This is a genomic window from Gilliamella sp. wkB18, assembly GCF_001690875.1.
Lineage (GTDB): Bacteria > Pseudomonadota > Gammaproteobacteria > Enterobacterales > Orbaceae > Gilliamella > Gilliamella apicola_A.
This window is the reverse complement of record NZ_LZHM01000043.1, coordinates 90,906-103,392: the sequence shown is the minus strand read 5'-3', so window position 1 is coordinate 103,392 and position 12,487 is coordinate 90,906. Positions and strand designations below refer to the sequence as shown.

The window sequence follows — 12,487 nt, the reverse complement described above, 5'->3', positions numbered from 1 at the left end:
GTTTCTCTCACCCCATTAAAAAGGAAAAAAGATGCACTTAAATGTTCATTCAGAATCGATAGAAAAAAGTTTTACCCGTAAACAAAAGCAAAAAGCTCTTTACTGGTTGGCTTTTTTTCACATATTAGTTATTGCTTCAAGCAATTATTTAGTCCAAATTCCATTTGATATTTTGGGTTTTCACACCACATGGGGTGCTTTTACATTTCCATTTATTTTTTTAACCACCGATTTAACCATTCGAATTTATGGTGCAAGTTTGGCAAGAAAGATCATCTTTGTAGTAATGATTCCTGCCTTGCTATTTTCATATTCCATTTCGGTACTATTTTTTGAAACCCATTGGGTTGGATTATCAGCATTGACGGAATTTAATAGCTTCGTATTTCGAATTGCATTGGCAAGTTTTGCCGCTTATTTAGTTGGACAACTAATGGATATTACTGTTTTTAACTATTTAAGAAAAAACAAATCATGGTGGGTTGCCCCAACAGCATCAGCAATATTTGGTAATGGTATTGATACTATTGTCTTTTTTGCTATCGCATTTTATCAAAGTAACGATGAATTTATGGCAAATCATTGGATCGAAATTTCGTTAATGGACTATAGTTTTAAAATTCTAATTTGTGGGCTATTCTTTTTGCCTCTTTATGGGGTGATTTTAAACTTTTTATTAAAAAGATTAGTCTCACTACCCAATTCCAATTAATAATTTGATATATTTTATAATCAAAAATTTTTTTATTTAAAAGCTCATTTATTATTTTTCTTAAATGAGTTTTTAAAGCTGGCTATAATTGGAAAATTAATTCCACCTTAATTGCTATTTTATTAATATTTTTTCAAATATCCAAAATCAAAAAAATCACAAAATCGTTTTTAAACATTTTTTGCCAAACATGGTTTGCCAGTGCATAATATATCATCAGCATGGTATAATAGTTGATCATAATAATAATTATTATTAATTTTTTTAATGGGTAAGGGGTTGTAAATAATGAAACTTGCAAAAAGGTTAAGTGTATTGAGCTTAATTTTGGCATTAATTGGCTGCGATAATAGTAATAGTAAATATATACCGCCTACAACGCAAAATGAAAGTCAGAAAACGACGCAGTTATTGGATATCAATCATTCTAGCAGTAAAAATAATCAAAAAGCTGAATCAAAAAGTGTTTTCACGTTAACTCCAGAGCTGATAGAAAAATATAAAAATAAACAATTGACTGTTATTAATAGCTCTGAAGTTATTCTTGATGGTTCAAGTACTTTAGTTATTACATTTTCTGTTCCCATTAACCCAAAACTTAACTTTTCAAATTTACTTAGACTTGTTGATCGCGAAAGTGGTGATGTCGATGGTGCCTGGGAGCTTTCTGATAATGGATTAGAATTAAGGCATCGATTCCTTGAACCAAATCGAAAGTTAACTTTGACGATTGATAAAATGTTATCCGCAATTAATGACAGTCATTTACAATCGGTTTATCAAGTAGATATCACAACTCAAAATCGCCAACCAATGATTGGATTTGCTAGTAGTGGTTTTTTATTGCCAAGCAAATCAATAGGAGGTTTACCTGTCACAACTTTAAATGTTGATCAAGTCGATGTAAACTTTTTCAAAATTAAACCTGAAAAATTACCTGATTTAATAGCCGATTTTGGGTTTATCGATCTTATATCAATCTGGCGTTCAAAAGATTTAAATCATTATGCAGATTTAGTCTATTCATCTCGCTTTAATCTTAATCCTAAGCCTAATACTCAAGAGACGATATTACTTAATTTATCTAAAATTTCTGACCTGAATCAAGAAGGTGTTTATATTGCCGTAATGAATCAATCTGGTTCGTATAATCAGTCAAATCCTGCTTCGTTATTTTCAATCAGTAATATTGGTGTATCGATTCACGCTTATAAGAATGGTAAATTATCAGTAATGGCTTATGCACTGGATGATGGGAAACCACTTAGTGATATTAATTTAACATTACTTTGCCGTAAAAATATTCCTGATAGCAACAAACATTGTGCAATGATTTCGGCTAAAACAGATAAAGAAGGTTATGCTGAAATTGATTTACCTAAAGGATCGAATTATGCTTTACTCACGGCCAATAATGGACAACAAACATCATTTGTTAATCTAGATCGTAATGCACTTAATTTAACGGAGTTTAACCTGTCTGGCTCAGCTTTCTACCAAAAACAGCTATTTATTTTTGGTCCCCGTGATTTATATCGTCCTCAAGAAACCGTCTACTTTAATGCTTTATTACGAGATGCAGATGGGCAACCTTTACCAGATCAACCGATTATAGTGGATGTTATTTCATCAGATGGTCGCGTTATCGAAAACTTTCAACTAAAAAGTCAATCTGAATCTAATGGATTGTATCAATCTCATTTTGTGGTACCAAGTGATGCCGCAACAGGTAAATGGTCACTTCGTTTTAATTTAGGCGATGATAATTATCGTTATTCTTATTTCCAGGTAGAAGAGTTTTTACCTGAGCGCATGTCAATGGAAATCAACACATTATCGAATAAACCAATTTTAGCTAATGAACAGGTTAATTTTAATATTAAAGGTTGGTATCTTTATGGTGCTCCGGCTTCAAGTAATAGCTTAGAAGGAAGTCTTTATATTAAGAAAATGGATTCAATATCTGAACTGGATGATTATAAAATTGGCTCAGTAACTGATAAGGACTTATATAAACAATTAGCGAATATTGAAAAAACGCTTGATAACAATGGGGCTGTACAAATAAATGTTGATGCTGATAACTGGTCAGGCGTGCGATCACCAATTAAATTGATTTTACAAGCAAGTTTACTTGATTCTGGTGGTAGACCAATTACTCGCTATGCTAGCCAAGTTATTTGGCCTGCAAGTGAATTGCCTGCTGTTAAAGCGCTTTTTGGCGAGTCGCCTTATTATAATTGGGAAGCTGATCGCTATGATAATCGTCCAACAATTGATATAAATAGTAATGCTGAATTTGAAGTTGCATATATTAATACAAATGGCGAAAAATTAGCAACTAATGATTTAAAAGCTAGATTTGTACGTGAGCGACGAGATTACTATTGGACTTGGAGTGACGATGAAGGTTGGAGAGAAAATTATAATTCTAGCGAATTTATTGTTTTAGAAAACCAATTAACTATTGATAAAAACAGCACTACTAAAGTGAGTTATCAACCTAATGATTATGGTTCTTATCGTATTGAAATTGTCGATACTAAAAATAATATTATTAGTAGTCTTCGCTTTTGGGTAGGCTATGAATGGGAAGATAATACCCGTGGTACAAATTCAGTACGTCCAGATCAAGTTAAGTTAAGCATCGATAAAGCGTCTTACACATATGGTGATACGGCTAAAGTTTATGTACAGGCTCCTGTTCCTGGGGCAGGTTACATTTCGCTTGAAACTAATGACGGTATTTTATGGAAACGTGATATCGCAGTCGGTGAAGAAGGGCTTGAAGTTGAAATTCCAATAAAAGATTGGAAACGTCATGATATTTATATCAGCGCGATGATTATTCGCCCTTCAAAGGATGTGACAGTGCAAACAGTTAAACGTGCAATTGGTTTACTTTATTTACCTATTGACACCAGTAACCGTCAATTAAATGTTACTATAGATGTACCTAAAAAAACGGAGCCGGAAAAAAACATCCCAATAAAAATCCGAATGGATAAGCAAACAATTCAAAAAGAGCACAAAGTAACAGTATTGGTGTCAGCTGTGGATTCTGGTGTACTAAATATTACTGATTTTACCACTCCAGATCCTTATACTTCTTTTTTAGGGCGTAAGAGATATGATGTTGATTTATATGATGTTTATGGTAAGTTAATTGAAGCATCTGGTCGTGTAGTTAATATGAGTTTTGGGGGGGATGCCATTGGGACAGGTGGAAAAAAATCATTAACCGAAGTTCAAATTGTTGCACAGCAACTTAAAACTATTGAATTGAATGAAGATGGAGAAGGCATTATTGAATTACCTTTACCTAATTTTAATGGTGAATTACGTATAATGGCACAAGCATGGGATGATAACCGCTTTGGTAAAGCTGAGCAAACAATGATTGTAGCAGCCCCGGTTGTTGCTGAACTTTCAACACCACGCTTTTTATCTGGTGGAGATCGGGCAATATTAGCGTTAGATGTCCATAATTTGACTGAAACAAGACAAACCATGCAGATTAATATCACAACTTCAGGATTAGTTAATCAAGATTCACCTAAAACAATCACAATGACACTTGATAGCAAACAGAAAAATATTTTACAAGTTCCTATTATTGCAGATTATGGGTATGGAAAAGGAATAGTTAATGTTGACGTTGAAGGTATCGTTCTAGATGATAAATCGAATTACCAAATTCATCGCTCATGGATAATAGGAATAAGGCCAGCTTATTCAGGTACAACTAAAGATTATGTTGCAGCAATTAATGCTGGTGACCATTGGGAATTACCTGCTACTGTGCTAACTGATTTGATTGATAATACCATTGATGCAAAATTGGTTGTTTCGAATAAGCCACCATTGAACATCGCCAAATATATTCAGGAATTATTTGCTTATCCTTATGGTTGTTTAGAGCAAACAACGAGTGGGCTATTCCCTTCATTGTATGCAAATCAAGAACAACTTGCCTCATTAGGTATTAAAACTGAATCTGATGAAAAACGACGTGAAAAAGTGCAATTAGGTATCTCGCGAATTTTATCAATGCAGCGAAATAATGGTAGTTTTGGTTTATGGAACAGTGAAAGTGATGAAGAACATTGGTTAACAGTTTACGCAACTGACTTTTTATTACAAGCAAAAGAACGTGGCTATCATGTTAGTGATGTAGCACTTAATTCGGCAATGATGCGTATAGGTCAATATATTTATGATTCATCTGCTTTTAATAATATGCAAAATTATTATAGCAATTCAGATTATATTGAGTATAGTAAATTTTCGACTAAAGCTTATGCATTAATGGTTCTTGCCAAACATAATAAAATTACTTCTCCTATGCGTAACGAAATTAATAGAATGTACCGACAGTTTAACAATAATCAATCAGTTATGTTTTCGCCATTACCGATTGCACAGTTGGCAATATCGGCTAAGGTTGTTGGCTTTGGAAATATTTACCAAGATCTTATGTCAAATGTGTTTAATTTATCTTATGTAGATTCAAATACATGGTTAGGTGTTTATGGTAGTGAAATTCGAGATGAGGCATTAATTTTATCGATATTAGTGGACAATGATATAGCTGTTACCAAACAAGCTGATTATTTGTATTCTTTATCCGATTTATTAAATAATACACGATATTTTTCAACTCAGGAATTAAATGCTTTATTTATGGCTGGTTGGTCATTAGAACAGGCTAAAGGTAAAAATAAATTTAAAGTCGAAATTAATGGTAAAGTAAGTAATGTGATCTCATCTTTAACTAAAGCCTATAGTTTTAGTGATTTAAATCATGGACTCACCATTGCTAATCCACAGAATGATGAGCCTCTTTATGTTAAATTAACAATTGCGGGCTATGGGAAAAAGGCTCCAAAGGCAACCTCTGAAAGCAATATGTTGACGATTACCCGAAAATATTATGATCTTAAAGGTAATGAAATTACGCCATCAAACTTAAAGGTTGGTAGTATGATGGTGGCATTAATAGACGTAACTGCACAAAAAATGATTCATGATGCATTAATTGTTGATTTTTTACCAGCAGGTTTTGAACTTGAAAACCAAAATTTAATGAACTCTAGTGTTAACTTACTAGCTATTCCTGAATTCGCTAATCTATTAGGAAATGAAGATAGTAACGATATTAAATATCAAGAATATCGTGATGATAGATATATTGCTGCAGTTAATATTCATAATTATGTTGGCAATGGGTATTATCGTAAACGTGTTGCTTATTTAGTTAGGGCAGTGACTCCAGGCGAGTATATGTTACCATATCCATATGTTGAGTCTATGTATCGGCCTGACCAATTTGCTATTGGTCAATCACTTGATATGATCACAATTTCAAATCCTACAATAACTGATAGGTAATAACATTATACTGAACTAATTATGTAAATAATCTATACTACATGAACCGCCAATGAAACTTGGCGGTATTTTTATTTGATAAATATATTGTTAGTTTTGAATAAGTAGATAGTGATGAAAAAATATTTCCTTAATATATTAATTTACTTATTAGTTTTATTCTTTTTGCTTTGTTTTGGCTTTTTAATTTTTGATTATTTTTTCCCAATATCTATCTCACAAAATAAAACTACACAAACCGTTATTGCTCAAGATGAAACACCATTATGGCGTTTTGCGGACGAAAATGGTATCTGGCGTTATTCAGTTAAATTGGATGATGTTCCTAATTATTACCTTGATGTTCTGTTAAATTATGAGGATCGCTATTTTTATCATCATATTGGGATAAACCCTGTATCTCTTATTCGTGCTGCTTGGCAAAATATCAGCAATGATAGGGTTGTTTCAGGTGGAAGTACTATTTCAATGCAAGTAGCTAGACTACTTTATCCTCACGACCGGACTATTGTTGGAAAACTAAAACAAATATTTAGAACGTTACAATTAGAATTACATTACAGTAAAAAAGAGATCTTAACTTTATATATTAATCATGCTCCATATGGTGGCACAATTGAAGGCATTGGAGCAGCTAGTTGGTCATATTTTGGTAAGAAACCAAGTGAGTTGACGCGTAGCGAAGCGGTTTTATTAGCTGTGTTACCACAATCACCTAGCCGACTACGTCCTGATAGATACCCAGAACGCGCAAAACGAGCGAGAGATAAAGTATTAAATCGTTTATCCGAATTTGATGTATGGCCAGTAGAAATTATTAGGCAAGTTCGACAAGATGAAGTATGGGTATATCCACGCAGAGCACCACAACTTGCTCCATTGTTGGCATATCGATTAAAGCAGAAATATCCTAATGAAAATACCATTCATTCAACGATTGATGCTTCACTACAATATTATCTTGAGGATATGGCAATTAATCGTAAAAAGCAATTGCCGCCTAAGGCTTCACTTGCTATTTTAGTGGTGGATCATACCGATATGACTGTAAAAGGATATGTAGGCTCAGCTGACTTTAATGATAAAGAGAGATTTGGTCAAGTGGATATGATTAGTGCATTACGTTCACCAGGTTCAACACTCAAACCCTTTATTTATGCATTTGCTATTGATGAAGGTATGATTCATTCAGAATCATTATTGCAGGATGTGCCCCGTATTACATCTGATTACCGACCAACAAATTTTGATGAAGATTTTTATGGACCAGTCAGTGCTTCTGATGCGCTGAAAAAATCCCTGAATTTGCCAGCAGTACAATTAATGGAATTATATGGACCAAAAAAATTCACTAGTAAACTTAATAGTGCTGGTTTACCACTCTTATCACTAAATAATGATCCTAATATATCTTATATATTAGGTGGAGCATCATTAAGAATGGATAATTTAGTTAGTGCTTATAGTGCTTTTGCGAGACATGGAGAAGTTGCTCCTTTACGTTTTACCCAAAATGATCCTATGATTAGCAAGCCATTACTTTCAGATGGTGGTGCATGGATAACAAAACAGATGATGATTAATATTAATTTGCTTTCATATAAAACAGGAACAAGTTATGGTTATCGCGATGCGTGGGCAATAGGCATAAATCCCCGTTATTTAATTGGCATTTGGGTTGGTCGACCAGATGGCACACCTGTTGTAGGGCAATATGGCTCAATATCAGCAATGCCGATTTTACAGCAAGTGAATTCTTTATTATTAAATAAAGAAATCCGATTAAATCGACCGTTACCGATATTCGCAAAACCCGATTCTGTCACTGCCGAAAAAATATGCTGGCCTTTAGGAATATCATTATCAAATTATGATGAAAATTGTCATCGCCAAAAAACTGCATGGGTATTAAATAATATGATACCGCCTACGTTGGGAACACTTTCCGAACTCAACAATAATATTTATCGTTCTGGATGGATAAATATTTGGGTGAATAAACAAGGTAAACGTGTTGCAGCAGATTGTAAAGGTGCCCATAAAAAACAAATAGCTATCTGGCCTGTTGCTCTGGAAAATTGGTTATTGCCTAAAGAGCGCAGAAAATCTTTATTACCACCGATAGATCAAAATTGCCCAATATTAGGTAAAGATATCTTTTCTACACTTATGATTATTGGTTTACGCGATAAACAATTGATTAAATCTTTACCAGGAAAACATCAAGTTACTATAGATTTGACAGCTGAAGGTGGATCTGGAAACAAGTGGTGGTTTTTAGATGGTAATTTTTTTGCTCGCTCATTTGATAACGAAAAAGTAACATTAACTATTTCTAAAAAAGGATTGCATCATCTGTTATTATTAGATGAAAGTGGTCAAATTTCAAGAATCGCATTTAGCTCAGACTAATAAGACATTTTAAATAGCTATTGAACGAATAAAAATCAAATGCAGTTAAGGATGAAATTTTAACTTGTTTTACTATTTCTAAAAGGATCTTTTGGTATTTATTAATAGAGATACTCGGATTTTTAAGAGCGATTCAAGTAATTATGATAATTGGACATGCTTTTTATTGCTTGTATTACTTAATGTGAATGTTTCTGCTATTGCTGCTGTGATCTACACATTATTACTTATTAATGCGGCATATATTGGGCATTGTGTGCATGCAGGAATAATTGTGATTGGCAAAGATCAATAGCAAGTGCATTTTCTTTAAATTTGGATAAAAAAGTAATTATTTATATTGCTTAGCCACAAACATTACAATGGCTTTGCTATCTTTTGTTACTCAATGAGTATCTTTGATTAAAAATGCGTCTCTGACACATTGTTGGTGTTGCAGAGTTTACTTTTATTGTTGATCCAGGGGAATGCCTAAGTATAGCCCATCGAGAGGAAATATTTTTATTTTTCATAATAGTCTATTCTATTATCTATGTTCTGCTTAATATAGTTGTCTCATCACTATCGAAAATAAAGTTATAGTGTTTGGGTACAAATATTAATAATATAAATATATTGTTTAAAATTAGTTTTATATTTTTAATCAGTAAATATTTTTTAAGGTTCTTTTAAGATTAACTTATTAAATTAGTTTAAAGTTTAAATCATTTTGATGAGTATTTCATGTGGCGCAATATCAATATTCAACTTTTTTTATTAATTAATGCTTCAGAGCATGCATCAAAAATTTTTATAAATTTTGCTATCTTTTGTGCTAGCTATTTAATTTATTTTCCTATTATTATCTTAGGTGTTTATTGGTTAATTAAACCAATTAGTAGGCAATTAATAATTAAAATTATAATTGGTTTAATGCTGGCATTATGGATCACTTTTGTTATTCGTTATCTTTTTTATTCACCGCGTCCTTTTGAAATGGAAATAGGGACTAATTATCTGCATCATGGAAAAAATAGCTCATTGCCAAGCCAACATGCTGTTTTTGTATGGACTATTTCTCTAACAATTCTTTTCAATTACAAACAACAGTTTAGAGCATTGCTGTACCTCTGTGTTGGAGTAGCTTTATTGGTTTGTTGGAGCCGAGTCTATTTAGGTATCCATTGGCCTTTAGATATCATTATTGGGTTCATTGTTAGCATATTATCAGCCTACTTTGTTAGGAAATGCTGATTAATTTTTCAAAGTAAATAAATAATTTGTTTCACAAAGGGAAAAGTATTATTTATTATAATTTTTTATTAAATGTTTTTGGATGGGCATATCAAAGCGTATACTGAATCAATATTCACTTAATAAGAACGAAAATCCGTAATAGGGTAAACTATAATGAAAATACTTATTGTGGAAGATGATAGTTTGTTACAAAGAGGACTTTATTCTGGTATAACTTCAAACGGTTATGTTTGTGAAATAGCGTCAAATGGTAAACAAGCTGAACAATATATTCAATTTGGACAATTTAGCGTTATTATTTTAGATCTAGGTTTACCTGATTGTGATGGATTAGAATTGCTTACTCGTTGGCGTAAAAATAAAATAGATACACCAGTTCTTATTCTTACTGCTCGATATTCCATAGAAGATAGAGTTGAAGGTTTAGATCTTGGTGCTGATGATTATTTAGTTAAGCCTTTTGCCTTATCAGAATTATTGGCAAGAATAAGAGCGTTAATTCGTCGCAACCAAGGAACGGCTAATAATCTTATCAGTTATGGTTTAATCATAATGGATATCAAACAACAAAAAGTAACTTTCAATAATCAAGACGTGGTATTAACGCCTAAAGAGTTTATCATTCTTTCTAGATTAATGTTAAAAGCAGGCGAGAAAGTACATCGTGATTTATTGCAAAATGATCTTTATGATTGGCAAAGAGATCCTAGTTCAAATGTTCTTGAGGTTTATATTCATGGATTACGAAATAAATTAGGTAAAAATATAATCAGAACAGTGCGTGGATATGGTTATCAACTTAATGTGAGGCATTAATACATTTTTTAATTTAAAATCACCTTAGTTTAACTAAACATATTACTCAAAGTAAAAGGCAATTATGGATTCATCATCACTTAATCATACCCGTCAAAGCATCCGTTGGAACCTTTTTTCACTTTAGGAACGATTAAGTTAATTTACCAAATTATACTATTTTTGGGTTATGGCACGAAATTAAAGAACAAATCGAGTATTGGTTAATTTAATATTAAGACAAAATAAAATTGATGAAGTCGTTGAACATGAAGAATTAGAAGCTATTTTTGCTTTATTTTGTTCCATCTTTACAATGATACTTGTCATACTATTTTTATCTTATAAAGCGATTAAATGGACAACTAAATCACTAAATGTGCTGGAAAAAGATCTTAATTAACGCACAGAGAAAAATCTCAAACCTATTGAGCCAATCAGTAACATGTGTGAAATTAAATCGATTACCACTGTTTTAAATAATCTTTTTGTTCATTTGGGTAATTCTTTATCACAAGCGCGTTTTTTACAGCAAATGTTGCTCATGAAATGAGAACGTCACTTGTTGGTATTAGTTTACATTTAGAGTTATTAGAAAATAAACATAATATTGATTGTAAGGAACTCATTGAGTGTATTGATTAGTTGAACAGCTACTAATGTTTGCTAGAGCCAATCAGAAATTTACAATAGGTAAATATCAACTCATTAATTTTCATAATGATATTATAGTTCCATTAATGAATGAATTAACGTTACGAAAAGGACCGTATGTCCAATTGTAAGTGAATAATCATCATCATATTTTTAATGGTGATGCTACATTATTTAAATTATTAGTTCACAACTTAGTAGAAAATAGTTGTTGCTACCGCTCTGAAAATACCAAAATTTTTGTAAATTGCTATAACGATAAAAAAGTTATCATTATATCAGTTGAAGATGAAGCAACAGTCATTGATGAGTCAAAAAGTGAAAAATTGACACAAGCTTTTTTCCACATGGATCGTAAACATGATGGTGTTGATCTTGGTCTGTGTATTGTTAGCCGTATTGTAAAATTACATCATGGATGTATTTACCTTAAAAAAATCGACAAGATATAGCTCAAGAGATGATTGCACAATTATGGACTACCTATTCACTCGAGCAACTAGACTATTAAGTTCTGGATTATACCAATTTTCATGAAGAATCAGTTTTAAAAATTGTTGCCATTTTCGCTCAATTTTTGCGGTTGCAAAAAAAGAAATATAATTAGAAACAGGTATAAATGTGGAGTTACCAATATTATCAATAATAATCAAACGATTTTGATTCGGGGAAACACGTTGAAATAAGATATTTTTACTTTTTATTGTCATTGTAATGATACGGTTTTGAAGTAATTCTGATTTTAATTCCCGTAAAGATGCTACAAGTTCATCATAATGTTGTTTAGTTAATTGTTCATCGGCAAAAAACTTATCTAAAGAAGTTGAGATTTTTCCATCATAATCTCGAATAAGTTCAAAGAGTTGTCCTTCACCTAAGCTGGTTTGAACAGGGCCATAATATTTTGCGAGAGTATTCCAAGAAATATTCCTTTTTATTAAATGTTTATAGTAGGCAATTTCACGATTTGTTTCTTGTTCGGCACCCTCATTATAATTAATTTTAATACATTTATTCGGATCATCTGGATGATGATAACATTTTCGGTGCAATCCTTTGCTAATGTAATCTTTATCAGTTAGTTGAATTATATTTTTCATTTAATTTAGTATTAAGATAGTTAGTAAATGTTGGTCTGAAGTTTATCAGCAAGTTTTTTTTCTTGCCACATTTTTTATTTTAAGTTCTAGCACTTTTATTATATTACTGTATAATAACTCAACCCACGTTACAACAGCATTTTTCCCAACGCTGTTTTCGGTTGTCAAAGTTAATATAACAGCTCGA

9 protein-coding genes are annotated in these 12,487 nt (G+C 32.0%); 8 read left to right on the top strand and 1 reads right to left on the bottom strand.

All coding sequences use genetic code 11. The features are described 5' to 3' along the window. The first annotated feature begins 31 nt into the window (after positions 1-31). From A9G48_RS04145 to A9G48_RS11140, 8 genes are all read left to right on the top strand, one after another. On the top strand, positions 32-712 hold the full coding sequence (locus A9G48_RS04145) for a 7-cyano-7-deazaguanine/7-aminomethyl-7-deazaguanine transporter (RefSeq protein ID WP_051824978.1): 681 nt from the start codon (positions 32-34) through the stop codon (positions 710-712). A gap of 288 nt (positions 713-1,000) precedes the next feature. Continuing rightward, entirely contained in the window at positions 1,001-6,103 is a 5,103-nt protein-coding gene (locus A9G48_RS04135) for an alpha-2-macroglobulin family protein (protein ID WP_065575815.1), read from the top strand. 114 nt (positions 6,104-6,217) lie between these two features. Next, on the top strand, positions 6,218-8,515 hold the full coding sequence (gene pbpC, locus A9G48_RS04130; RefSeq protein WP_034943232.1) for a penicillin-binding protein 1C: 2,298 nt from the start codon (positions 6,218-6,220) through the stop codon (positions 8,513-8,515). Positions 8,516-8,606: 91 nt separating this feature from the next. Then, the gene (locus tag A9G48_RS04125; protein ID WP_051824976.1) at positions 8,607-8,810 is read left to right on the top strand and encodes a hypothetical protein; all 204 of its coding nucleotides are present in this window, start codon (positions 8,607-8,609) and stop codon (positions 8,808-8,810) included. A 428-nt stretch (positions 8,811-9,238) separates the two neighbouring features. Next, entirely contained in the window at positions 9,239-9,748 is a 510-nt protein-coding gene (locus tag A9G48_RS04120) for a phosphatase PAP2 family protein (protein ID WP_051824975.1), read from the top strand. Positions 9,749-9,904: 156 nt separating this feature from the next. Further along, entirely contained in the window at positions 9,905-10,567 is a 663-nt protein-coding gene (locus A9G48_RS04115; protein ID WP_034943230.1) for a two-component system response regulator PmrA, read from the top strand. Positions 10,568-11,056: 489 nt separating this feature from the next. Next, the gene (locus A9G48_RS12150; protein WP_442903334.1) at positions 11,057-11,191 is read left to right on the top strand and encodes a histidine kinase dimerization/phospho-acceptor domain-containing protein; all 135 of its coding nucleotides are present in this window, start codon (positions 11,057-11,059) and stop codon (positions 11,189-11,191) included. Between the two features lie 140 nt (positions 11,192-11,331). Then, on the top strand, positions 11,332-11,652 hold the full coding sequence (locus A9G48_RS11140; RefSeq protein ID WP_051824972.1) for an ATP-binding protein: 321 nt from the start codon (positions 11,332-11,334) through the stop codon (positions 11,650-11,652). 27 nt (positions 11,653-11,679) lie between these two features. Here A9G48_RS11140 and yrbL read toward each other — a convergent pair whose 3' ends face one another. Next, positions 11,680-12,300, bottom strand: coding sequence for a PhoP regulatory network protein YrbL (gene yrbL, locus A9G48_RS04105; RefSeq protein WP_051824971.1), 621 nt, complete (start codon positions 12,298-12,300; stop codon positions 11,680-11,682). Between the last annotated feature and the right edge of the window lie 187 nt (positions 12,301-12,487).

Bases quoted from the DNA above. Each gene is read 5' to 3' on its own strand.
- A9G48_RS04145 (WP_051824978.1), top strand. From the start codon at position 32: ATGCACTTAAATGTTCATTCAGAATCGATAGAAAAAAGTTTTACCCGT.
- A9G48_RS04135 (WP_065575815.1), top strand. From the start codon at position 1,001: ATGAAACTTGCAAAAAGGTTAAGTGTATTGAGCTTAATTTTGGCATTA.
- pbpC (WP_034943232.1), top strand. From the start codon at position 6,218: ATGAAAAAATATTTCCTTAATATATTAATTTACTTATTAGTTTTATTC.
- A9G48_RS04120 (WP_051824975.1), top strand. From the start codon at position 9,239: ATGTGGCGCAATATCAATATTCAACTTTTTTTATTAATTAATGCTTCA.
- A9G48_RS04115 (WP_034943230.1), top strand. From the start codon at position 9,905: ATGAAAATACTTATTGTGGAAGATGATAGTTTGTTACAAAGAGGACTT.
- yrbL (WP_051824971.1), bottom strand. From the start codon at position 12,300: ATGAAAAATATAATTCAACTAACTGATAAAGATTACATTAGCAAAGGA.